Source organism: Aquimarina ulvae (genome assembly GCF_053613295.3).
Genome location: NZ_JBSIBP030000013.1, coordinates 99,953 through 125,192, shown reverse-complemented (window position 1 = coordinate 125,192; position 25,240 = coordinate 99,953). Strand labels below are relative to the sequence as shown.

The 25,240-nt window shown below is 30.4% G+C and carries 16 protein-coding genes; 14 read left to right on the top strand and 2 right to left on the bottom strand.

Annotated elements, in window-relative coordinates; genetic code table 11:
- The 14 genes from ACWGOQ_RS21050 to ACWGOQ_RS20985 all read left to right on the top strand — a co-directional run bounded on the left by ACWGOQ_RS21050 (position 1) and on the right by ACWGOQ_RS20985 (position 21,692).
- Complete coding sequence (locus ACWGOQ_RS21050) at positions 1-7,869, top strand: non-ribosomal peptide synthetase (RefSeq protein WP_452059709.1); 7,869 nt, start codon at positions 1-3, stop codon at positions 7,867-7,869.
- A 44-nt stretch (positions 7,870-7,913) separates the two neighbouring features.
- Entirely contained in the window at positions 7,914-8,669 is a 756-nt protein-coding gene (locus ACWGOQ_RS21045) for a class I SAM-dependent methyltransferase (RefSeq protein ID WP_452059708.1), read from the top strand.
- Positions 8,670-8,860: 191 nt separating this feature from the next.
- Positions 8,861-10,171, top strand: a complete 1,311-nt coding sequence (locus ACWGOQ_RS21040; protein ID WP_452059707.1) for a condensation domain-containing protein — start codon at positions 8,861-8,863, stop codon at positions 10,169-10,171.
- A gap of 16 nt (positions 10,172-10,187) precedes the next feature.
- Positions 10,188-12,572, top strand: coding sequence for a TonB-dependent receptor (locus ACWGOQ_RS21035; protein ID WP_452059706.1), 2,385 nt, complete (start codon positions 10,188-10,190; stop codon positions 12,570-12,572).
- 33 nt (positions 12,573-12,605) lie between these two features.
- Complete coding sequence (locus tag ACWGOQ_RS21030; protein ID WP_452059705.1) at positions 12,606-13,334, top strand: thioesterase II family protein; 729 nt, start codon at positions 12,606-12,608, stop codon at positions 13,332-13,334.
- A gap of 261 nt (positions 13,335-13,595) precedes the next feature.
- On the top strand, positions 13,596-15,251 hold the full coding sequence (locus tag ACWGOQ_RS21025) for a cyclic peptide export ABC transporter (RefSeq protein WP_452059704.1): 1,656 nt from the start codon (positions 13,596-13,598) through the stop codon (positions 15,249-15,251).
- A 220-nt stretch (positions 15,252-15,471) separates the two neighbouring features.
- Positions 15,472-17,799, top strand: coding sequence for a penicillin acylase family protein (locus ACWGOQ_RS21020; RefSeq protein WP_452059703.1), 2,328 nt, complete (start codon positions 15,472-15,474; stop codon positions 17,797-17,799).
- On the top strand, positions 17,799-18,173 hold the full coding sequence (locus ACWGOQ_RS21015; protein WP_452059702.1) for a hypothetical protein: 375 nt from the start codon (positions 17,799-17,801) through the stop codon (positions 18,171-18,173). Before ACWGOQ_RS21020 ends, ACWGOQ_RS21015 begins: the two co-directional genes overlap by 1 nt.
- 175 nt (positions 18,174-18,348) lie before the next feature.
- Positions 18,349-18,519 carry a hypothetical protein gene (locus ACWGOQ_RS21010; RefSeq protein ID WP_452059701.1) on the top strand — a complete coding sequence of 57 codons (171 nt, stop codon included), beginning with the start codon at positions 18,349-18,351 and terminating at the stop codon, positions 18,517-18,519.
- Positions 18,520-18,590: 71 nt separating this feature from the next.
- Positions 18,591-18,752, top strand: coding sequence for a hypothetical protein (locus ACWGOQ_RS21005; protein WP_452059700.1), 162 nt, complete (start codon positions 18,591-18,593; stop codon positions 18,750-18,752).
- Positions 18,753-18,887: 135 nt separating this feature from the next.
- Positions 18,888-19,223 carry a glycoside hydrolase family protein gene (locus tag ACWGOQ_RS21000; protein ID WP_452059699.1) on the top strand — a complete coding sequence of 112 codons (336 nt, stop codon included), beginning with the start codon at positions 18,888-18,890 and terminating at the stop codon, positions 19,221-19,223.
- Between the two features lie 15 nt (positions 19,224-19,238).
- Positions 19,239-19,496 (top strand): hypothetical protein, encoded by a 258-nt coding sequence (locus ACWGOQ_RS20995; RefSeq protein ID WP_452059698.1) that lies wholly within the window; start codon positions 19,239-19,241, stop codon positions 19,494-19,496.
- A 351-nt stretch (positions 19,497-19,847) separates the two neighbouring features.
- The gene (locus ACWGOQ_RS20990; protein ID WP_452059696.1) at positions 19,848-20,567 is read left to right on the top strand and encodes a 4'-phosphopantetheinyl transferase family protein; all 720 of its coding nucleotides are present in this window, start codon (positions 19,848-19,850) and stop codon (positions 20,565-20,567) included.
- A gap of 210 nt (positions 20,568-20,777) precedes the next feature.
- Complete coding sequence (locus ACWGOQ_RS20985) at positions 20,778-21,692, top strand: dimethylarginine dimethylaminohydrolase family protein (RefSeq protein WP_452059695.1); 915 nt, start codon at positions 20,778-20,780, stop codon at positions 21,690-21,692.
- Positions 21,693-22,097: 405 nt separating this feature from the next.
- Here the strand turns inward: ACWGOQ_RS20985 and ACWGOQ_RS20980 are convergent, their stop codons facing one another.
- Together ACWGOQ_RS20980 and gldJ are read right to left on the bottom strand one after the other, a co-directional pair.
- Positions 22,098-23,375: a UDP-N-acetylmuramoyl-tripeptide--D-alanyl-D-alanine ligase gene (locus tag ACWGOQ_RS20980; protein ID WP_452059694.1), complete on the bottom strand. Its 1,278-nt coding sequence runs from the start codon at positions 23,373-23,375 to the stop codon at positions 22,098-22,100.
- An 83-nt stretch (positions 23,376-23,458) separates the two neighbouring features.
- On the bottom strand, positions 23,459-25,132 hold the full coding sequence (gene gldJ, locus ACWGOQ_RS20975; protein WP_452059693.1) for a gliding motility lipoprotein GldJ: 1,674 nt from the start codon (positions 25,130-25,132) through the stop codon (positions 23,459-23,461).
- Positions 25,133-25,240: the final 108 nt, after the last annotated feature.

The following is a 25,240-nucleotide window of genomic DNA, read 5'->3' as shown; positions in this document are numbered from 1 at the left end:
ATGAATCAAGATGTAAAAGCACTTTTAACAGAGTTAAGAGAGAAAAAAATAAAAATTGTATTGGATGGTGATAATTTAGAAATAGCATCCTATGATACAGAATTATCAGATAATATAATTGAGGAAATTAAAACTAATAAAGAATCTTTAATTCAGTACTTATATTCTTTGGAAGGAGATGAGTCTACGTTGATACCTGTTAGTGAAAAATTGAGAAACTATCCATTATCTGCTTCACAAAGACGATTATGGATTTTGAGTCAGTCTGAAAATGCAACAACGGCATATAATATGTCTTCCAACATAGAATTAAATGGGACATATGATATAGAAAAATTTAAGCAAGCTATCTATGCAGTTATTGATCGTCATGAAATTCTTAGAACAGTTTTTAGAGAAGATGAAAACGGAGAAGTCAAACAATGGGTGTTATCTAAAGAGGAATTACAAATTGCAATTGATTATAAAGATTATAGAGAAGTAGAAAATTCAGAATTACAGATAAAGAGCTATATAGAAGAAGATACTTATAAACCTTTTGATTTGGTAAACGGACCACTGTTAAGAGCAAGTCTTTTGAGAAGTTCTGATAATAGTTATACTTTTTATTATAACATGCACCATATTATTAGTGATGGTTGGTCCATGGATGTCTTAGCAAAAAATGTGATGATTTTTTATAACGCTTTTGTGGATAATAAATCACCAGAAATAGAACCTTTAAGAATACAATATAAAGATTTTTCGATCTGGCAATCTGATTCAGTAAATAAAGAAAACTATAAGCAGCACAGAGATTATTGGTTAACTGAACTTTCGGGAGACCTACCAATATTAAATTTACCATCGAAAAAAGTAAGACCAAAGTTTAAAACATATAATGGGCGAAATCTTACAATGGATATTTCCCCTGATATTACAAGTACTCTAAAATCCTTTTGTAAAAAACAAGGGGGTAGTTTCTATATGGGATTGTTAGCAACTTTGAATGTATTGTTGCATAAATATTCATCTGAAGAAGATATTGTTATAGGCACAGCAGTTTCTGGAAGAGACCATGCAGATTTACAGGATCAGATTGGTTTTTATGTTAATACATTAGCTATTCGTAACCAAATAAGTTCTGAAGAAAGTTTCCTTAGCTTTTTTCAAAAAGTTAAGGAAACCACGATGCAAGGATTTAAGCATCAGTCATATACTTTTGATAAACTTGTTACGGATCTTAATTATGTAACGGATGGAAGTAGAAGTCCAATTTATGATGTTATGCTTACCTTTCAGAATATTGGTGATACTAATGAAGGTTTAGAGATTAATAATAAAGAATACAATGTCTGTACTGATTTAGGAAAATGTCAGTCAAAATTTGATATAGATATCACAATAAATGAATCCGATGGAGGACTTTGTTTGGATCTAAGATATAATGAAGATGTGTATGATGGAGAGTTAATGAAACAATTGATGAAGCATTATGCTCAATTAGTTCCAGCTTTAATAGATAACTCAGAGAAAAATATCGGAAACATTAACTTTTTAACGAACACGGAGTGTGCCGAATTATTATTGGAATTTAATAACACGAAATTTAACTACTCGGAGAACAAAACAATTGTTGACGTTTTTAGAGATCAAGTAAAAAACACACCAGATGATGTAGCTGTTATTAGTGGGAGTAATGAATTAACTTTTAGAGAATTAGATATTCTGTCTAATCAGCTTTCTCATTGCCTTGTTGATCGTTACGATGTCAAAAAAAATGACCTGGTAGGAATTCAATTAGAACGTAATAATTGGATAGCCGTATCGATATTAGGTATATTGAAATCAGGAGCAGCTTATGTTCCAATTAATTCAGAATTACCAGAAGCAGGTAAAAAACATATTGTAGATGACACAAACCTTAAGCTGTTGATAACGGAAACATCTTATATGTTTGAATTAGATTTTTATAAAGAAAATGTATTCGCTGTAGATGTTGAATTCGAAGCTTCGGATTTTGACGAAAAACCAATAGAGTTATCAATAAGTTCTAATGATCTTGCATATGTTATATATACATCAGGGTCAACAGGAAAACCTAAAGGTGTTTTGATAGAACATAAAAGTGTCATAAATCTAATAGCATATCAAACAGGTTTTTTTGATGTAAATAAAGACGATAGGTTTTTACTTTTTTCTAATATTTCATTCGATGCTTCTATAGAACAATTGTTCCTTTCTCTATTGAATGGTGCTAGGTTATATATTCCAGAGAAATCCGACTTGCTTGATATGGAGAAGTTTGAAGAGATTTTAAAAGGATCAAAGATAACTCACCTACACGCGGTGCCTTCATTTTTAAGAAATGTTCCAAAGATCTCTGATTCTAGTCTTAAAAGGATTGTATCCGGAGGAGATTCTTTTGATGATAAAATAACTGAAGAATGGGGTAGTAATGTTCAGTTTTTTAATGAGTATGGTCCTACAGAAACTACTGTAACTTCAATAGAACAGGTAGTTAATTCAAAGTCCGTGAGTAGCACTGTTATCGGAAAACCTTTGGGAAATACAAACTGCTACATTTTAAATAAACAAGGAGTTTTGCATCCTAAAGGAGTAGTTGGAGAGATTTGTATAGGAGGGGAAGGAGTTGCTAGAGGGTATTTAAACCGCCCAAAGCTTACTAATAAAAAATTCATGGTGAATCCTTATAATGAAAAGGAGAGACTTTATAAAACAGGAGATTTAGGAAGATGGCTTCCAGATGGTACTATTGAATTTATTGGGAGATATGATAATCAAGTAAAAGTAAGAGGATACAGAATTGAATTAGGTGAAATAGAATATCATTTGACATGCAAGGATGATATAGATCAAGTAGTTGTACAAATTAAAGAAATAGCTGGAGGAGGTAAGGATTTGGTTGCTTACGTTGTTTCTGAAAAACAGCAAAGTGATAAAAATTTACGAAAATTTCTTTCTGCCAGATTACCAGATTATATGCTTCCGATGCATTATATACAGGTAGAGAAAATGCCATTAACCACAAATGGTAAAATAGATAGAAAATCACTTCTTGATCTGGATATGTTGGAAAAATCTCATGCAGTAGCGTATAAAGAGCCATCCACAATTGAAGAACAAGAATTAGTCCTTGTTTTAGAAAATGTGTTAAAAAGAGAAAAGATAAGCGTTAAAGATAGCTTTTATACACTAGGAGGAGACTCTATCAAATCCATTCAGGTGGTATCTCGCTTGAAACAACGGGGATTTAGCATTAAAGTCGATGAAATATTACGTACACCTATAATAGAAAACCTTGCTAAGTTATTGGTAAAACATGATAATTTTATAGACCAGTCAGAGGTTACTGGAGAAGTAAAATTAACACCAATACAGCATTCTTTTAATAAAGACTCCAATGTTAGGGTGCCTCATTACTTTAATCAATCCATTCTATTGAAAAGTTCAGAGGAGATTAAATCTGATATTCTAACTAAGTGTATTTCTAAACTAGTTACGCATCACGATGCCTTACGAATTGTATTCAACAACCAAGAAGGAAAATTAACACAATACAATCAAGATAGTTCAAAAAATCATTATAAGATAGATTTTTATGATCTCAGAGAATCAAAGGATCCTTTACAAGAAATGAACGAACTTGGAGGACACATCCAAGGCAGTATAGACTTAGAAAAAGGACCATTATTTAGAATAGGTCACTTTAGATTATTAGATGGAGATAGGTTAGCTTTGATAGTACATCACTTAGTGGTAGATGGTGTGTCCTGGCGTATTTTGTTAGAAGATTTATCAACTCTTTATAGCAGTTATATTTCTGGTGAAGTACCAATCTTACCTATGAAAACGGATTCATTCCAACGATGGGCTGATTTGCAAGAAGAATATGCACAAGGAGTAGTAATAGATTCAGAAAGAACATATTGGAACTCTATTTGTGAACAGTCCATTTTAGATATCCCGAGAGATATTAAAATGTCAGAGTCTGTTGTTCAATTTGATGATATTAGGTCTTTTACATTAAGTAAAGAAACTACAGAATTTTTGCAAACTAAGGTGCATAATGTTTATAATACAGGGATCAATGATGTACTATTAACAGGACTTGGATTAGCAATCCAAGAAGTTTTTGGAGTGGAAAAGAGCGTTATTCAAATGGAAGGCCATGGTCGAGAAGATATCATTGAAGGAATTGATATTAGTAGAACGGTAGGTTGGTTTACTTCAATTTATCCATTCTTACTTGATGTGTCTGGATCCGAAAACCAAAGAGAGAGCTTAATTAATGTTAAAGAAAAGTTGAGAAAAATTCCTAATAAAGGAATTGGGTATGGAATATTAAAGCACCTTACAGAAGGTTTAGAAAAAGAGATTAAACCGAGTATAGTGTTTAACTATCTAGGAGATTTTGGAAGCAACGCAGGCGGAGATTCGGATTCAGTTTTTGACTATTCTTCCGAAGATATAGGTTTCAGTATTGACCCTAGTAATGGACATGATACAATTTTAGATGTGTCAGGGATGATGACTTCTAGTCAGTTAAGTATGTCGATTAGGTATTCAACGTCAATATATTTTGCAGAAACTATGGATCGATTGATAGGTTCTTACCAAAAGCATTTGACAAGACTTATTGAAGATCTGGCGAGGGAGAAAGAATGTTTTATTACTCCTGCGGATTTGACATTTAAAGGATTTACATCAAAAGAATTGTCAAAACTTAACATTGACAATAACATAGAAGATGTTTATGCTTTATCACCATTACAACAAGGTATTTATTATCATTGGCTATCAAATACATCTACATCAATGTATTTTGAGCAAATGTCCTATAGATTACAGTCTAATAATCTAAATATAGATTCAGTAAAGAAAGCCTACGATTTACTTGTTTCTAGGCACGCAATTCTACGATCAAGTTTTCGTAATAATTATGGAGGTCTACCTCTGCAAATTGTTCATAAATCTGTGGCTAGTAATTTTATATATGAGAAAATTGCGAAAGAATTTAAAGAAGGAGAAATTCTTGGGTATCTGAATGCAATAAAAGAAAGAGATCGTAAAAAAGGATTTGATTTAGAGAGTCCTTCACAAATGAGATTACAGGTACTAGAATTAGAAGATAATGTGTATGAATTTATCTGGAGTCATCACCATGTATTGATGGATGGATGGTGTACAAGTATTGTAATCAATGATTTTTATCAATTATTAAATGCAATTGATAATAATATGGACCCAATGCTCGAGGACCCTATACCGTATTCTAATTATATTAAATGGTTGGATGGAATTGATAGAAATAAAAGTTTAGGATATTGGAAAAATTATTTGTCAGATTACACACAAGTTGCTGAAGTGCCTTTTCAGGTTACTAAAAATGATAGTGACGCATATAGTGAAGTGAAAAATCAACTGGAGATTAAAGAAGAGACATTTGAAAAAATAAAAAGCCTCTGTAACAACCTTGCTATTACAAGCAGTACTTTTTATCAAGCAGTTTGGGGATATTTGGTAGCTAGATATAATGACACGAATGATGTGGTTTTTGGAGCTGTTGTTTCTGGAAGACCAGGTGACCTATCAGGAGTAGAGAATATGATTGGTTTATTCAGTAATGCAATTCCTGTTAGAGTACGTTATGAAAAAGAAGATAGACCAATTGATTTACTAAAAAGGCTTAATGATAAAGGGATTTCCGGAAGTGATCATCACTATTTAAATCTATCAGAGGTACAATCTCAAAGTGAGATCGGTATGGGATTGATTAATCATATTATGGTTTTCGAAAACTTCCCTATTGAAGAAAGGCTTGCGGATAATGGTATTGGAGAAGATACTGAATTGATGGTGCAATCCGTGGAAGTTATTGATCAATCTAATTATGACTTCAATATTACAATTGCACCCGATACTGGATCAACAAAAATAATTTTTCGATATAATGAAGAAAAATATGATGTTGAAGGGATTGAGAAATTAGTAAACCATTATTCTTACTTAATAGAACAGTTCTGTAATAAATCAGATCTTCTATTGTCTGAATTTAAATATCTATCAGAAGAAGAGTCAAATGAGATACTCACAAAATTTAACCGTAATTCCGAGATAAATATTGAAAAGGATGCAACGGTTTTGCAGCTTTTTAAAAATCAAGTATTAAATACGCCAAATGCTAAGGCAATTGATTTTGAAGGTGAGATAATGACATATAAGCAATTAGATGTTATTTCAAATCAGTTAGCTCATAATTTAATTCAAAATTATGGGATCCAATCAAATGATTTAGTAGGTGTAAAATTAGATAGAAATGAATGGATGATGATTTCTATTTTAGGAATACTTAAAGCCGGCGCAGCATATGTTCCGATTAATCCTTCATTACCAGATACACGAAAACAATTTATTGTAGAAGACACTAGTATAAAATTACTGATAACTGATACCAACTATATTTTCGATCTAGGCTATTTTAATGGTAACATTTTAACTTTAGATGCAGAGTTTGAACCTCAAGAATATAGTTCTTTAGCAGTAGATCTTAATATAAAGCATAATGATTTAGCGTATATAATTTATACGTCTGGTTCTACGGGAGCACCAAAAGGAGTAATGGTCGAGCACAGCAGTTTATATACGTCTACCAAATTCAGAAATGAATATTATAAAGATGTGGAGTCATATTTATTAATACCTTCATTTTCTTTTGATTCTTCAGTTGCGGTTATTTGGAATGCATTAACACTAGGTGCTACATTGAATATTGTAAGTGAAATGACTCTAAAAAGTCCTGAGAAAATTAATAATATTATTATTGAAAATAAGGTTGATTCTCTATTATGTGTTCCTTCATTTTATAAATTTATTTTGAATGCTAATAACTTCAAAGGAGATTCATTAAAAAGAGTAATTGTTGCTGGAGAACAGCTACCAGAAGATTTAGTAATTAATCACTATAAAAAAACAAAAGAATGTGTGTTATTTAATGAATATGGACCAACAGAGAATACCGTTTGGGCTACTGTCGCCATAATAGATAAGGTTTTTGATAAAATATCAATAGGGAAACCAATTAAAAACACTCAAGTTTATATAATGGATAGCAAACTACAATTAGTACCTGTAGGTGTTATTGGGGAATTATATATTGGTGGGCATAATTTATCAAGAGGGTATTTAAATCTACCTGAATTAACTGCTGACAAATTCATAGAAAGCCCTTTTATGAAGGGAGAAAAGTTGTATAAAACCGGTGATTTTGTTAAATGGCAAAAAGATGGAAGTATTGAATTTATAGGCAGAAAGGATGATCAGCTAAAAATTAGAGGTTACAGAATCGAGCTAGGAGAAATAGAGTATTATTTGAGATCAAAAGAAGATATCGTGGATACAGTAGTTCTGGCAAGAAATAACAATAATGGTGATAAGGAATTAGCTGCTTACATTATCGCTGAGAAAGATCAAAATGTAACTGATTTAAGAAAGTTTTTACAAGATAAATTACCGGATTATATGATTCCTAAATATTTTATTCTGGTAAAAGAATTTCCTTTGACTATAAATGGGAAAATAGATAAAGAATTATTATCAAGCCAAGAAGGTAAAGTCTTATCAACTGATATAAGTCATCAAGATCCAAAAACCAATAAAGAAAAGGCGTTAGTTCAACTAATGAAAGAAATTCTTGGTTTAGATAAAATTGGGATGAATGATAGCTTTTTTGGTTTGGGTGGAGATTCATTAAATCTAATTGCTCTTATTTCAAAATTAAAACAGGAAGGATACGATTTAGACGTAGTGGATTTAATTGAAAATCCTATTATAAAAGATTTTTCTAAACTAATAAAAGAAGCAAGTTAGTAGTACAAGGTAAAAAGGAAATCAATTTTTTTAAATTTTTCACTATGGAATTAGAATATGTAGAATTAAATGAAAATATGTACGAAAAGTACTATGATCACTCTGGTGAGAGTAGTCTTGTACAAAAGATATGGCAAGATGCTTTTGGGGATAACTATCCCCAAGGCATCGATCATTTTGGTTTTTTAACCAATAGAGATATAGCAATGTTTGTAGATTGCTTGAGTGATTCTAATAAAGGAGATGTTTTATTGGATATTGGATGCGGTAAAGGTGGTCCTGGACTTAAAATAGCAGAAGAAAAACAACTAAAGCTAATTGGGATTGATATTGTTGAAGAAGCCATAAATAAGGCGGAATTATTTAAATATAATTTTGAATTAGATCATGAGGCGGATTTTAGATTAGGTGGATTTTGTAATATTCCCTTAGAAGAAAAATCAGTGGATAATGTAATAAGTATTGATGCATTTTGGATGGTTAAAGATAGAGAAAAAGCCCTGACAGAGATTAAAAGAATTATGAAGAAGAATGCAAAATTTATCTTCACTACCTGGGATAGTATATTATTTGATCAGACTCCAATCTTAGAAAAAAATGGATTTGAGGTGTTATATCGCAATGAAACTGAAAATTGGAAAGATTACCAGACTAAAGTATATAAGGATATTCTAAAATATAAAAATCAACTTATAAAAGAAATGGGGGAATCAGCACAAATTTTAATTTCAGAAGCAACCTCTGCACCTCTTATGTTAGACGTTACTCAAAGGCGATTCTATCATACCAAATTACACTAAACAAACCCCTAGTTCTTCAATAAAATAGGTGCTATAACTTTAAAGAAATAACGTTCTTGTCGATTCATCTAGAATGAAAAATTGGATTTAAGATTATCGTATTTGATAGTTTTAAATACGATCAAATACGCCTTTAACTTAGATAATGTAATGACATTATCATTTTTTTTCAGCTTAAACAAAAGTGACTTATGCTTAACATATTCAAAATAAAAAAAGAAGAGATTGAATTGTCAGCCAATCAAAAATTTTTGATGAGAGAGAGAAGTGCTATTGGCAGTTTAGGTCCAATAAAAATAAAACACTGTTCTAAAGATAATTTGGAAAGAAAAATCAGAAAATTTTTAAATAAAACCCCTGTATTATGTATAAAGATTAGAAAACAAAATGATAAGATATATCAACAACAGATAGCTGCTCATGATGTTTTATTAGATATTAAATATGAAGAGGTAAATGTAGATTTTGATTTAGAAGAGTTAGAGGAGAAATCATTAGCTTATTTAAGTAAACCATATGATTTTTTTGATGGTGAATTAATTCGAGTACTTGCATTGATAGATAAAAATAAAAAGGAAATTCACCTTACAATGGGTATCCATCATGTGATTACAGATATGCATAGTAATAGTTTTTTAGAACAAAATTTGTTGCTCTTTCTTAATAAAAAGAAAGTGATTAAAAACTCATTCTCTAATTATGATTTTGTTAAATGGCAAACTAATTTTCTCCTTTCTAAACAAGGATGGAAGCATAGGGATTATTGGATAAATAGTTTTAAAAATATAGAGTCTAAAAAAGAAAACCTATCATTAATTTCCGAAATTTTAACAGAGAATAATAGTAAGTTTGTTTTTCAAAAGTTCATTATAAAAGATAAAAATTTAGTTTTATTAAATAAGATTCTTTCAAGTTTAAATTTACCAATCACAGCACTATTTCTTTCATTACATCAGCGCTTAATTAACAAAATAAATGTTAAGGGGAGCAAGCTGTTACACGTCCGAGTTGATGGAAGAGAGGAGATGCTTAATGGATTAGATGTAAATAGTGCTTTAGGAATGATCAGTAATACAATACCATTACAGATTGTTTCAGATAAAGGAAAATCGCCTAAGGAATTTATGTTAGAAGTGTTTGTAAAGTATTGTGAAGCACGAGCTAATCAATGTATCCCATATGAAATAATAAGACAAGATTTTTATAGTAAAGCAGCAATAGATATTGATCAATGCAGAATAGGGGTATTCAATTTTAAAATAGAAAATGACGTGAAATATTATTGCGATGTTTCTAATTATTACAATGTTAAAACCAAAGAATTTCAATCAAAAGATGCTATTAATTTGGAAGCAATTTTATACAAGGATGCAATTCAAGTTATTTTTTCCTGTCCAGAAGATATGTATAAAAAACATGCACAGTCTATAAAACTAGATGATTTTATTAGAAGTCAAATATTAGGTCAATCAAATCAAAAATATAAAACAATAAGAGAATAACTTAATTTAAAAATCAATGAAACAAATCAAATTATTATTAATAGTGTTAGTTCCTTTTTTCGGTTTCTCGCAAGTGGAATTGAAGGGGAATGTGAAAGATTCAATTGGGGCTATTGCATTTGCTAATGTTATTCTACTGAATCAAGCTAACGAGATTGTTAGTGGGACTATAACTGATGAAAGCGGAAATTTTTTAATTAGGACGTCAACAGGTACATATAAGTTATCAGTGACATTTGTAGGATATGAAGATTATAATAAACAAATTAATATAGAAAATGATGTAGTTGTAGGGGATATAACATTAATTAGCAAAGAAAATAGTCTTGAAGAAGTTTTGCTTGTTTCTAGGAAGAAAATTATTGAACGTAAGGTGGATAGATTAGTTTTTAATATTGAAAATAATCCAGCGACAAGCGGAGGTAATGCTCTAGAGGCTCTTAAAGTTTCTCCAGGATTGGCCGTTAATGGCGATCAGATAGCGATGATAGGAAAAAGCGGTATGCGACTTATGCTAGATGGACGTATCGTCCAATTAAGCGGACAAGAGCTTGTTAGTTTTTTGTCAACCATACCATCCGATGATATTAAATCTATCGAGATTATAACAAATCCACCTGCAAAATATGAAGCTCAGGGAAATAGCGGTCTTATTAACCTTGTATATAAAAAAGGGAGGAAAAATTCTTGGAGTAATTCTACAACTTTATCCTATACTCAGGCTATTTTCTCTAACTATACAGTAAGAAATAGCTTTAATTACTCAAAAGGAAAAGTTAAGTTTTTACTAAGTGCAAATGGAACTACCGGAAACTTGGATGTACAACAAGATACGAAAATAGAGTACTCAGATGGTCCATGGTTTAATGACTTTAATCAAAAATGGAATGAGGATGATTTATCAGGTAGAATGATGTTAGATTATGATCTTAGTGAGAAATCAACAATTGGGATTCAATATTTAGGATCTGTAGCTAATCCTGATGTAAAAGATCTTTCAGTTACCACTATTTTTAATAATTCTAATCAAGTAGATTCATTATTAGTGAGTGATGGGTTTAGTGATTTATATAAGGACAATCATTCATTAAATACACATTTTAAAACAGTTTTAGATACGCTGGGAAGAAGTATTTCTGTTGATTTAGATTATTTTACGTTTACCTCAGATAGAGAAAGAGATATTTCAACAGAAAATTTTGATTCAGATAATGAATCGTTAGGGGTTAGTTTTTCAAACCTAAATGATACCGATCAGAGAATAAAAAATTATAGTGCTAGAATCGATGTAGAACATCCATTAGAATGGATCAATTTGTCATACGGAGCTAAGATTAGCTTTACAGATAATGAATATAAAACTAATAATTTTAATACAATTTCAGGAACTCCCGTCATTGATGATGATTTGTCTAATAAATTTGATTATAAAGAAAATAATCAGGCTATATACATTAATGGTTCCAAAAGTATTGGTGAAAAGATAGATGTTCAATTAGGTCTTAGGTTAGAAAATACTCAGACCGAAGGTTTTTCAGAAACGTTGAACCAAACGAATGAAAATGATTACACAAAATTATTTCCTACCTTCTATATATCTTATGCTCCCAATGATAATAATTCATATTCATTTAATTACGGAAAAAGAATTGATAGACCTGGATTTTCTCAATTAAATCCAGCTCGACATTTTACCAATGAAAATAGTTTTGACGAAGGAAATCCATTTTTACAGCCATCTTTTAATGATAACCTAGAGCTATCGCACACGTATAAAGGGAAATTAACCACAAATTTATTCTTAAGTATAGAGACTAATGGTTATGGTGTTGTGCCTTCTGTAAATGATGAAACTAATCAACAGTTTATTACTTACCAAAATTTTTATGATCTATATAGTTATGGATTATCGCAATTCTATAGTTTCAACAATATATCCTGGTGGGACAATCAAAATGTATTGTATTTGATTAATTATGAATCGAAGTTTTTTAATAAAGATATTAATGCGCAGGTACAAAATGGTTTTAGGTATTACCTCGCAACCAATAATACTTTTACTCTAAATGAATCCAAAACATTAAGAGGACAGGTCAATTTTTGGTATAGTTCCGCGTATAAAGAAAGCCTGTTTGATCAATCAGAAAGTTATAACCTTGACATTGCTTTAAAGTTTGATCTCAAAAAAAGTGATTTACAATTTTCTTTAGGAGTATATGATATCTTGAACACAAGCCCTAATACGCTAACATCAGTAATTAATGGAATACGACAAGATTATACTAGAATAGCGAGTAATAGATATTTTAGAGCTTCCGTAATATATAATTTTGGAAATAAAAAGAAAAAAGTTGAACAGAGAGACTTTGGAAATGAAGAAGAAAAGGACAGAACTAATTAGAAAATAAATTTAATAATATTAATTTTTGATCATATGTATTATCTAAAGAGAAAACCACAATTATTTCTTTTACATTTTGCAGGAGGTAGCTGTTATTCATTTGATTTCCTGAATAAATATTTAGAAAATGATTTTGAGTTGTATCCAATAGAGCTTCCAGGAAGAGGCAAAAGATTGATGGATGAGTTAATTTTTAATAAAGAAGAAGCTATTAAAGATTATTTTAATCAAATAAAGAAATTGAGAAATCAAAAACCTTTTTTAATATATGGACATAGTATGGGGGCTACTTTAGGACTTTCTGTAGCGAATAAAATGAAAGAAATTAATGATAAACCAGATGCTCTAATAGTATCAGGAAATCCTGGTCCAGGAATAAAAGGTGATGAAGTTAAAAGATATCTTTTAAAAGATACAGAGTTTAAACAAGAACTTAGAATACTAGGAGGTGTACCGGAAGAAATACTAACAAACAATGATTTATTTGATTTTTTTGCTCCAATAATGAAGGCTGATTTTGAAGTAGTAGAGAAAGATAATTTTATAGAAAAAGGAATCGTTTTAGATATTCCAATATGCGCATTGATGGGAGATCAAGAAAGAACAGTAGCTCATATAAAAAACTGGAAAAAATATACAAATATTAGTTTTGATTTTCAAGTGCTTTCGGGGAACCATTTCTTTATCTATGACCACCCAACAATCTTGGCTCACGCAATTAATAGTTATTCAGGCCAACCTATTGTAGCTAAAACGCTATAAATAAATTAGAAAAACACATTATTCGCCGATTGTATTTAGGCATCCCAACACATTATACCTATTTCCTCACCTTCACTTCCAGTTAAGGTAGTATTATATCTAAAGAATTTAATAAAATCCTAATGAACATAATGTTTAGCATTTGTTTCAAGGGTATTAGAGGTGCTTATAAACCTATGAAATGAATTTTTATAGATATACAAAAATTAAGTTGTTTTAAGTAAAGATTATAACATACGTTAAACATAAAATTCAATTAAAATGAAAAACAAAATATTAGAAGTTAGTACAAGAAAGTTAATTCCTATAAATTCCATTATAGGGTACTCGATTTTAGCAATCATTTCTGGGTTAGCAGGTTTTGCTTTTATTATGATTATTAATGAAACAATTAGTTTGTCTATTAGTTCTGGGATACCAGAGGATAATAACTATCTATTAATGTTTCTAGGAACAATCGTTGTTTTTTTTATAACAAGACGGTGGTTGTCTGGAGGCATAATAAACCTTTCACAGAGGATTTACTGGAATATTAGAAAAGATACGATAAAGCTGATTTTGAGAGCACCATACAGAAAATTGCAAGAAAGGAAAGATGATGTTTATTCTACATTAACAGCAGATGTAGGAAATATTACAGATGCTTCATTATTAGTAATTACTTTTTTTTCGTCAATAATTTTAATCATTTCTTGTTTAGTTTATATGGCATATTTATCACTTAGTTTGTTTGCAGTCAGTTTAGGTGTAATAGCATTAGGAGTTTTAATTTATCTAGTGAGATCCCGAAAAAGTGATCAACAATTTAAAGAAGTAAGGGATTTAGAAAATAACTTCATGAATATCTTTATTAGTATTTTAGAAGGAGCAAAAGAAATAAATATAAACCCTGATAAAGGAAGGGATATTTATGAAAGTAAACTTACTAAAGTTATTGATAATGGTAAGAAAACAAATATTAAAGCATATCTAAAATATTTAAATAGTGAATTAATTAGCCAATTATTATTTTATGGACTGATTACATTTATTTTACTTTATGCTGGGGATATTTTAAATGTTTCTGTAAGTATTATAATAAGTTTCGTTTTTGTTTTATTGTATGTATTAGGACCTATTGTTAGTGTGATGACTATTATTCCATTTATGAATAACGCGGCGATTTCTTTAAAAAGGATGAATAAATTAAAAAAAGATCTTCAAAACGAACAACAGCTATTTACTATAGATGATAAAGACAAAGAAAAGTACTATGAATTTAAAAACTTAGAAATAAAAAATTATTCATTTTCTTATGGAGAAGATAAATTCTCAGTAGGTCCAATTAATTTAGATATTAATAGAAATGACATAGTATTTATTTACGGTGGTAATGGAGCTGGAAAAACAACATTTATTAATACAGTATTAAAACTCTATGATTTAGATAGTGGTGAGGTTAAAATTGATGAGGAGTATGTTTCATCTGATAAAATTGATAGCGTAAAAGAAATGTTTTCTCCAGTCTTTAGTGATTTTTATCTTTTTGATGAGTTTTATGGCATTAAAAATCTTGACTTAGATAAAGCAAATTATTATTTGAGGCTGTTTGAATTGGAAGATAAGGTTACAATTGAAAACAATAAGTTTTCAACAATAGATCTTTCTACAGGACAACGTAAAAGATTGGCTTTGATTAGTTCTATTTTGGAGGATCGACCAATTTTAGTTTTAGATGAATGGGCAGCTGATCAGGATCCTCATTTCAGAAACAAATTTTATAAAGAAATACTTCCTTTGATCTCTAAAGGAGAGGATAAAACGATTATTGCCATAACTCATGATGACAGATATTATCACTTGGCAGATAAATTATTGAAAATGGAATATGGCGGACTTACTGAGATAAATAAAGCATCGCTTGAATCAATTTTTTAATAAGCCAATTAATGGACGGTTGTATAATTTTTTTCTTATCAAAAAGCAACTGTAACTTTTTTAAACTTCTCGAGTACAATTAGGAATCTAAACCTGAAACACTTATTTGTTTAGATGTACTTTAATTTCAATTATTTTTTTACCCGATAGCTATAAAACACTTCTAGAAACAAAGAGATGTTTTCTAATGAAAGAATATCAATTTTTTAAATTTAAGTAAATGAAAATAATAAAAACAGTATTGGTTTTGACTTTATGTGTTGGTTGGATATTTATTACCAATATAAGCTACAAACCAATAAATTCTATAGGATCATTATTGACTTACAAAACAGGTCTGTTATCTATTCCACTTCAAGAAAATGGAATAAAAGAACTCAAAGGAGAATATAAACCTAAAATTTATATTGATAGTGTTGGTGTTCCCCATATTTACGGTAATAAGGAGAAGGATGTAGCTTTTGGATTAGGGTACATGCATGCCAAAGATCGTTATTTTCAAATGGAGATGATTACAAGAACTGTTCAAGGCGAAGTTTCTGAAATTTTTGCTGAAGAAACCATAGAATCAGATATTTTTTGGAAACCATACGAGTTCAAAAGGAAATCTAAAGAATTATTAGAAGACTATAAAACTAATTCGCCAGAGTTTTATAATTATTTGATTGCATATGCACAGGGAATAAACGCATATATACAAAAAGAAGAGATTATTGATCCTATGTATAAGATTTTAGGAAAGACTCCCAGAGAATGGAAGCCAGAATATTCTATGCTTGTTACCTGGTATATGAGTTGGTCTCTATCATACTTTGATTATCATATGGATCAACATGAACTTCTTACAAAACTTTCTGATGATGATCAGAATTATTTTTACCCTATGCAACCAAAAGGTTTGAATACAATTCTACCTTCAGAAGAGGAAAATAAAATTTCTAATGATAAAGTGTATTTGGATACTGTTATCGCGAAAAAATCAAAACCGGAAGAATCCAACCCTCTCGGTTTTCATCCAGGAATAGGAAGTAATAATTGGGCGGTAAATGCAATTAAAACAAAGAATGGAAAATCAATATTAGCAAATGACCCTCATTTGTTTTTGACTTTACCCGAAGCTTTTTATGAGATTCACATGGTCTCTGATAAATTAAATCTGTATGGATTTTCGATTCCTGGTGTTCCCGTAATTGTTAGTGGTCATAACGATCAAATCTCTTGGGGAATAACAAATGGAGAATGGGATTTAATAGATCGATATCGATTAAAAACAAAAGACGACAACCTGTACTTTTATGATGGCAAATGGATCCCTTTTGAAGAAAAAGAATATTCGATAAAAATCAAAGGAGAAAAGGATAGAATTGTTAAACAAAAGAATACGGTTCACGGTAAAGTAGTACAGGATGATAATGGAGCATATTATGCGCAACGTTGGTATGCATCCGATAAAAGTTACTCCATAAGAGCTATGTATGATTTGATGCAAAGTGAAAATTGGGATGGATTCACAAATGCATTAAAAGAATATGGGTATCCTCCTCAGAATTTTATTTATACTGATATAAATGATAATATAGGGATAGTTTGCGCAGGTAAATTACCAGATAGAGGGATTAACTTTAAAGGAGAATTGTTAGATGGTACACTTAAATATGAACCTAAAAAATCACTTGATACATTATGGCGTACCTACAATCCGGATGAGAAACTTCTGTTTTCCGCAAATCAACAACCCATCCAAAACGATACTTATTTTGGAACTTTAGGATATAAAGATGATTATAGAGTAAATCGGATTCATTCGTTACTGAAAGAGAAAGATGATTGGGATTTAGAAAAGATTCAAGAAATGCAAAAAGATGAGGTTGATATATCTTTTTTTGAATTTAAGGAGTTACTAAAAATATACCAAATACCTGAGAATTATAAAGAATTATTAAATGGCTTTAGTCATTGGAACGGTGATATGAAAGGAGATAGTCATCAAGCTCTTATTTATGAATTGCTTAAAGAGGGTGTTGAACAAGAAGCAATGAATTTTGCTGAAAGTACTTTGAAGATAAACCGTCCACCATCGTTTAAATATTTTGTTAAATACCTGAAAGATAGCAAGTATACGATTTCTGACAAGACCTCTAAGCAAGAATTGTTTAATAATATCTTACAGTACGCTGACTCTACCTTGCAATTTCATCATGGTAATGAATGGAAAGAAGAAACCTATAAAAATATGTCATCCATTAATGTATACAATATTTCATTTCTTCCAGGATTTGGAGAGAGAATTGTAGGTGCAGGAGGCAATGAAAATACAATTAATATAAACTCTAGTTATTATCGCCCTGTCTTTAGAGCAATATATGAGATGGAAAATGAAAATATAAATTCTTATACAATTTTAGCAGGAGGACAAAGCGGGAAAATTAACTCTATTCACTATAAAGATCAGCTCAAGTTGTGGGAAAAAGGAACGTATAAAAAGACTCAATTCGAAAACAATCCGAATAGATTAAAAAATATTAAAAACATCATAAAATTTAAGTAATGAAAAAAGTAATTAATTATTGGCCTTATTTTATAGCATTAATTCCACAATTTATTTTTAACGATTACATATGGATTGTTATATCAATAATTTTTATTGGTTTTATATCCCAATATAGTATAAAAAATAATTTGGTTTTTATTAAGATGATGATAATTGAACTGATTGTTTTCTCAATGATCTTATTCATTTTTAGTGATAGAATATTTTACTTAAAAGGAATATTAGAAAATTTAGAAATTCCGGAAATTCTATTATCTATATGTATCCCTATTTTCAATTCCCTAAATGTTGCAATATTGTTTTTTACAGGGTATAAGTTAGGTAGTTTGTTTGTTAATAAAACAAAGGAACTTACTTCATCAGAAATTTAATATAAGCAACTTCCCGAAAATTTTTGGTCTCATAATTCTATCTATAAATACTTGTTTATAGATCCAAATTGCATATAAAATAAATAAGAATCTCTGTTAATCAATCATAACACTGCCTAAACCTTGATGGGCATTTAATATTCAAGGAATATATATATATTAAAAACTATACGATATGAAAAGTAAAAAAAAGCACAACGTAAAATTGCATTTTGAAAAAATAACAATTTCGAGATTAATGCAAGAAACGATAAAAGGTGGAAGACGAGGTTTATTAGAGGATACATCTGTTAGGCTGACAGAAGTTGGAAGAGGAGAAACTTGTGACTATACAGGATGTAATTAATGATTGTATGATAACAAACAAAAACTTCAGTCATAATAGACTAAAAATAATAATTACTAAATTTTTTTAAAATGAAAAAAAAGCAATTCAACTTCTTAAGTTTTAAGAAAGAAGTAATTACTAAGTTAGAACAAAACCAAGTTAAAGGAGGTAATAATGAAGAACTTAAAACTGGAGAAACCGAAAACTATTGTACAAGATCTTGTTCTGGTGGAGCAGTTTGTTTCGGATAATTTTAGATTATTACAATATAAAACTTGAAAAAGAAAGCATTATTTCTTAAAAAACTTGAATAGATAAATAACATATTAAAAAATAGTTTTAATAAAGAGGATATTGGGGTTTTGGCAGGAGCTTAAGGGGGTTCTTTGTTTCATTTTTATTATGCAAAACTGTTGAATGATTATGGCATAGGAGATACCGGTGTAGATAAGATAACAAAGGTTATACAAGCTATTTATGATGGATATTCTTATCCAGCATTTTGTTCTGGTATTGCAGGAGCAGGATGGGTAAAAGAGCTTTTGAAAAGTGAAGATTTTATCGATATTGACACCGATGTATTGTTATCAGAACTTGATGGATATTTGTGTAACTCCGTGGAAATTGATATTAAAATAGAAGACAATGACTTTCTTCACGGAGCTTTAGGGTATGCTGTTTATTTTTTAAAAGATTCGACAATACTAACTCCCCAGAATTAAAAAAGAAATATAAGTATGTCGCACGGAATGTCTGGTGTTATTAATTTTCTACGTAGACTACACAAATATGAAGATTTCACAACATTGGTAAAATTATTAATTGATGGGGCTGTAGCTTATATATTAAGTTTTAAAAATGATAAATACGATACATTGTCTCTTTTTCCTAATATAATATTTAAGAATAAAACAGTAGATAGAAATTCTAGATTGGCCTGGTGTTATGGGGATTTGGTATTGGAACCACATTATGGCAAGTGGGAAAGCTTTTAGATAATGATGCTTATCGAAAAGAAGCTATAGATATTCTTAAGTATACTTCAAAAAGAAAAACTATAAACAGACTTTTATTAAAGATGCAGGGATATGTGATGGATCAATTGGAGTAATGAATATGTATAATTATATGTATAGCGAAACTAAATAAAACTTGTTTGTAGGAAACTTTAAAAGACTTTGATTTAATTCCTGAACTTTCAAAATACAAGTTTGTGCAAATCAAAATATTATTCATACAAAACTATATACTGTAACTCTGTTTACTAGTTGTCAGTGGTGAGTTTGTATATCAAAAATAATGATTATTAAAGATCAAAATTGTAAAGTGAACTAAAATAATAGAACATGAAAAATCATACTATTAGTGAGCGGAACCTGTCACAAACTATAATGTTTGGTGACCTTGAAACACATACTCAAACCAATATTGAGTCTAATGAGTCGTACTTGCTGTACTATACCTTTACTGAGAAACTTGATGTAAAAGTTTGGAATCATTATCTAAATATTTTACCAAAAAGGTTTCATAATGAGGTGTATAAATACAGAAGATGGCAGGATAGGTATAACTTCCTGATAGGAAGGCTTTTAGTATATCTGGGTCATTATTTATTTTGTGGAAGTCCTTTAGAATTTAATAGGTTTCTTAAGGATCCTTATGGAAAGCCATTTCTCAAAGATAGTAGTATGCATTTCAATATTTCCCATAGTGGTAACAAGGTTGTTTGCATTTTTAGTAAACAGGCTATAGGAATCGATATAGAAGAAATACAGGATATCGAGTTCTCTTTATTCGAAAATGTGTTTTTAGATAGAGAAATGGAGCAGATTAGGGATTTAGGAATTGCTAAATTTTACGAATACTGGACAAAAAAAGAAGCTATAATTAAAGCAATAGGAAAAGGGATGTCAATTTCTTTACTTGACATTAATGTAGAAAATGAGTCTACTGTATATAATAACGATAAGTGGAATACAACAAGTTATGTAATGGATAATGTACATTGCTCTATAGCTTCACAGTATCCTGAAAATAAGATAAGACAGATTCAAATTCAATTTTGATTTGCTATAACTTTAATTTAACAAGTTTGTTACAAGAAAAAGATATAATTAAAAATATTAATACAAATATTCCTATGGATATAGTGATAGCGCTTGTGGGACTAGTAAATAATCAACACTTAATATCGAATAATTAAACAAAAGGAAAACGGAGTATTCTTTTTTATACTTTACTCTATAATATTCTATTAACCATTTATAAAATTTAATATGGAACTTAATATAAAAAACGAAACATCTCGTTTAAAATCTGTCATTGTAGGAATTGCAGATAATTTTGGGGGAGAACCTAATATTGAGGATGCTTATGATCCAAAATCAATGGAACATATAACAAAAGGGACTTATCCTAAAGAAGAAAATATGATTAGGGAACTAAACGTACTCATTGATATTTTGAATAAATATGATGTTGAGGTTTATCAACCAAAAAATATAGATAAGGTTAACCAAATTTTCACAAGGGATGTTGGTTTTGTCATAGAGGATAAATTCATAAAATCCAATATGATTACAAGTCGAGTCGAGGAAATATCAGGTATTCAATTTTTAATTGAGAAAATTTGTTCGAATAAAATTATCACTATAGATTCACATGATGTTAAAATAGAAGGAGGGGATATTGTATTATACGATGATCATATATTTATAGGTACTTATAAAGGACTAGATTTTAAGGATTGTATAACTGCTAGAACTAATCAAAATGCTGTTTCTTTAATCAAAGAGCTCTTCCCGCATAAAATAATTAAAGAATTAGACCTTAACAAATCAGTGACAAATCCAAAAATAAATGCTTTACATTTAGATTGTTGCTTTCAACCTGTAGCTAACAACAAAGCTATAATTCATAAAGAAGCTTTTCGGAATGTGGCAGATTATAAATATATCGTAGATCTTTTTGGAGATGAGAATCTATTTTATATAAACTCTGATGAAATGTCCGAAATGTATGCTAATGTATTTTCAATTGATAAAGATATTGTTATATCTGAAAAGAAGTTTACCAGATTAAATAATTGGTTACGAAATCAGGATATGATTGTAGAGGAGGTATGCTATTCTGAAATTGGTAAACAAAATGGTTTAATACGTTGCTCAACACTTCCATTATTTAGGAATTAACTGACCTTTTTATTTCGAAATAATCATTCAAATATCCGCAACCAAAAAATTCGAACTCTTTCGCTTTAAGCCCACTTAAGTTTAGAAAACCATTCATTTGTTCGAATGGTTTTTTTTGTAGTTGAATGTTTGTGTTTAAGCAAAAATTCTTTATCAATCTGAAAAGGAAGAATTCTGCATTTTAAGGCCTCTGAATTGCGCTCTGAGAGCTATTCTATTAATCCCGATATTCAAAGAATGCGCTACAGAAGTATTGTGCTTCGGTCTACAAAGTGGTTTAGGATTGATCAGTAGTTAATAGTTATTGTATTGGTTATTTATATTTAATAATTTTAGGGATTAGTGCTTAGAAAATCTATAAAATAAGTATTTAGTAAGCTTGATAAACATTCTTCCAGAATTGGTCTAAATTAAATCTAAAATACGTTCCAGTTTCATCCCTCGTGACCCTTTTATCAAAACTGCACCTCTAATTTCACTTATAAACACAGTGTCTTTCAAACACTGAAAGGACTCATATTTTTGGATGCGCTCATCTTCAGTTTCTGTATCGAAAAAGTTTTGACCAATTAAATATATTTTATTAAATGATGTTTTGGTCAATTTATTTGTAATTTTTTGGTGTTCGGATTCTGCTATTTCGCCAAGCTCAAACATGTCTCCAAGAAATACTGTTTTACAGGTATACTCCAATTGTTGGAAATTATCAATCGCAGCATTCATACTAGATGGATTTGCGTTATAAGCATCAAGTATGATAGTAGTATCATTTTTTTTGATGATCTGGGATCGATTATTAGAAGGAATATAAGATGTTATTGCAGCTTGTATTTGTTCTGGATCAATCCTAAAATAATGCCCAATAGCAATTGCTGAAGCTATATTGGTAAAATTATAAGCCCCTATGAGATGGCTGTTTGTTATGTTATTTTCATAAATTACCTGTACCATAGGGTTCGCTGCTTGTAGTTGTATAGTAACGTCGCTTTCTAAATTTTGAGAAAAAGTGAATGATTGTATTCCTTCTGCTGCTTTATAAAGTATATCGTCTTCTTGATTTAAAAAAATAAGTTTGCCGTGTTTTTTAATGTGTCTATATAGCTCAGTTTTTCCTATTAACACACCTTCCAGACTTCCAAAACCTTCTAGATGCGCTTTGCCTATATTGGTGATGTAGCCAAAGTCGGGATACGCAATGTTGCATAAGAAGTCAATTTCCTTTTTATGATTTGCACCCATTTCCACAATTCCAATTTCTGTGTGCTTATCCATGGAAAGTAAAGTGAGTGGAACTCCAATATGATTATTTAGATTCCCTTCTGTAGCTGTCGTATTATATTTCGAAGAAAGTACACAATTGATTAACTCTTTTGTCGTAGTTTTGCCGTTGCTACCGGTAAGTGCAATTATAGGAATTGCTAAATACTTTCTATGATATGTGGCTAAATCTTGTAAGGTTTTTAGCGTATTCTCCACCAAAATATATTGATCAGAAATAAGAAACTTTTTATCATCAATAATTGCGTAAGAAGCTCCTTTCTCGATTGCTTTTTGTGCGTATGTATTACCATCAAAATTAGCTCCTTTTAAAGCAAAAAAGATAGTGTTGTTTTTGATTTTTCTAGTGTCTGTAGAAATACCATCACTCTTTAAGAATAATTCATGTATTCTTGCAATACCCATTTAATATAATTGTATTAAAAAGCCCTGTACGAAAGGTCAGGGCTTTATTTGTATTATAACGGACTAATTATAAATTCTGTATTTTATCTAGGAGCTCGATGTTTTGGTGTTTTTTTGTTTTTAGCTTTTTCACCTACACGAGACATAGCATTTCTAAATCCAATATAGTCTGTAGCCATATCTTGAGGGAAGAATCTTCTCTGGGCAGGATCTAGCCAGTACGCTCTGTCTTTCCAGGAACCACCTTTATATACTCTTACCTCTTCACTAACAATAGTGGTCCTATTGCTTGATTCATCATATCTTCTATCTAATTTTGTACTGTCTTCAACACTTGCTTCTACACTATGGATAGGGGAATTGTACATTCTTCGGTTAGGAATTTTTTCATCCTGAAATCCTTCGTAATATCTGGAAGAGCTTTTATCACCATCTCTAAAGTTACGATTGTCACTTTGAGTAAAGTTAGTTCTTAAATAGGTTTCGTTTTCATCAACTGGAGTCTGTAATATACCTCCTGGTAAAACCCTTGCAACAATTTTTCCATTACTTAAAGTATCGTAAATAATCGAGTCAGTAGTAACGATTTTTACAGTTCCATCCGGATTAATTGCATTTTTCGTGTATACATTCCCTCTATAATAGTTAAAATCATTGTATTCGTCATCTACAATTGGTCTGTAGACATCTGCAACCCATTCTGCTACATTACCGGCCATATCATAAAGACCATAATCGTTCGGGTCATAAGATGCTACAGGAGCTGTAATATCTGCACCATCATCACTCCATCCTGCTATACCACCATAATCACCATCTCCTTGTTTGAAGTTAGCTAATTGGTCTCCACGCGTTCTTCTTTTTCCAGAACGTGTGTATTGCCCATCCCAAGGGTATTTTTTTCTACCTCTATAAATATTATAGCTTCTTAATTCTACCAAACCTAAGGCTGCATATTCCCATTCTGCTTCTGTTGGTAATCTGTACTTTGGTAACAATAGTCCATCTTTACGTTGGATGTACAAGCCAGTAGAGTCATTTCTTTTTTCGTACTGCTCAGATTTTTTACCACCTCTTGTTGCTTCGTCGTTTCCTCCATAAATTTGCGACGGAGCATTCAAATAAGTGTCTGTGTTAAACGTACTTTCTGCAGAAACATCTTCAAAAGGAGCATTTTCTTTAATAACCCTTTCCTCTTCAAGAATTCTTTCATTTACACGATCTGTTCTCCATTTACTAAATTCTACAGCCTGAATCCAATTAACCCCAACTACCGGATAGTTGGCATACGCCGGATGACGTAGATAGTTATTTGTCATCATTTCATTAAAACCTAAACGGTTCCTCCAAACTAAAGTGTCGGGAAGTGCCCCGTGATATATATTTTTGTATTTTGGTTCAGTAGGAGGATAAACACCCTTTAACCAATCTAAGTATTCTAGATACATTACGTTGGTAACTTCGGTTTCATCCATATAAAAAGACTGTACATGTTGTTGCGTAGGAGTATTATTCCAATCGTGCATAACATCATCCTGAACCCGTCCCATGGTGAAGGTTCCTCCTTCAACAAATACCAGACCTGGTCCTGTCTCTTGTTCTTTATAATTAGTGTTTACTTGAAATCCACCATCCTTGGAGTTGTATTTCCATCCGGTGGCTCTAGAACTGTTGCCGTAATCTGTTTTATTACAGCTAAACAGTAAGATGCTAATGCTAAGGGCCATTAGCGACTTAAAAACTAACGCGTTTTTCATAATCTTAAGTTCGTTAAAGTAGAAATTAGGGTCCGCAATATAATAATTAACGTTAAATTTACCCTAATATTTTTAAAATAATATCAAATCATAAAAAAAATATCTTTT

Coding starts and splice junctions, on each gene's coding strand:
- ACWGOQ_RS21050 (WP_452059709.1), top strand. CDS start 1: ATGAATCAAGATGTAAAAGCACTTTTAACAGAGTTAAGAGAGAAAAAA.
- ACWGOQ_RS21045 (WP_452059708.1), top strand. CDS start 7,914: ATGGAATTAGAATATGTAGAATTAAATGAAAATATGTACGAAAAGTAC.
- ACWGOQ_RS21040 (WP_452059707.1), top strand. CDS start 8,861: ATGCTTAACATATTCAAAATAAAAAAAGAAGAGATTGAATTGTCAGCC.
- ACWGOQ_RS21035 (WP_452059706.1), top strand. CDS start 10,188: ATGAAACAAATCAAATTATTATTAATAGTGTTAGTTCCTTTTTTCGGT.
- ACWGOQ_RS21030 (WP_452059705.1), top strand. CDS start 12,606: ATGTATTATCTAAAGAGAAAACCACAATTATTTCTTTTACATTTTGCA.
- ACWGOQ_RS21025 (WP_452059704.1), top strand. CDS start 13,596: ATGAAAAACAAAATATTAGAAGTTAGTACAAGAAAGTTAATTCCTATA.
- ACWGOQ_RS21020 (WP_452059703.1), top strand. CDS start 15,472: ATGAAAATAATAAAAACAGTATTGGTTTTGACTTTATGTGTTGGTTGG.
- ACWGOQ_RS21015 (WP_452059702.1), top strand. CDS start 17,799: ATGAAAAAAGTAATTAATTATTGGCCTTATTTTATAGCATTAATTCCA.
- ACWGOQ_RS21010 (WP_452059701.1), top strand. CDS start 18,349: ATGAAAAGTAAAAAAAAGCACAACGTAAAATTGCATTTTGAAAAAATA.
- ACWGOQ_RS21005 (WP_452059700.1), top strand. CDS start 18,591: ATGAAAAAAAAGCAATTCAACTTCTTAAGTTTTAAGAAAGAAGTAATT.
- ACWGOQ_RS20995 (WP_452059698.1), top strand. CDS start 19,239: ATGTCGCACGGAATGTCTGGTGTTATTAATTTTCTACGTAGACTACAC.
- ACWGOQ_RS20990 (WP_452059696.1), top strand. CDS start 19,848: ATGAAAAATCATACTATTAGTGAGCGGAACCTGTCACAAACTATAATG.
- ACWGOQ_RS20985 (WP_452059695.1), top strand. CDS start 20,778: ATGGAACTTAATATAAAAAACGAAACATCTCGTTTAAAATCTGTCATT.
- ACWGOQ_RS20980 (WP_452059694.1), bottom strand. CDS start 23,375: ATGGGTATTGCAAGAATACATGAATTATTCTTAAAGAGTGATGGTATT.
- gldJ (WP_452059693.1), bottom strand. CDS start 25,132: ATGAAAAACGCGTTAGTTTTTAAGTCGCTAATGGCCCTTAGCATTAGC.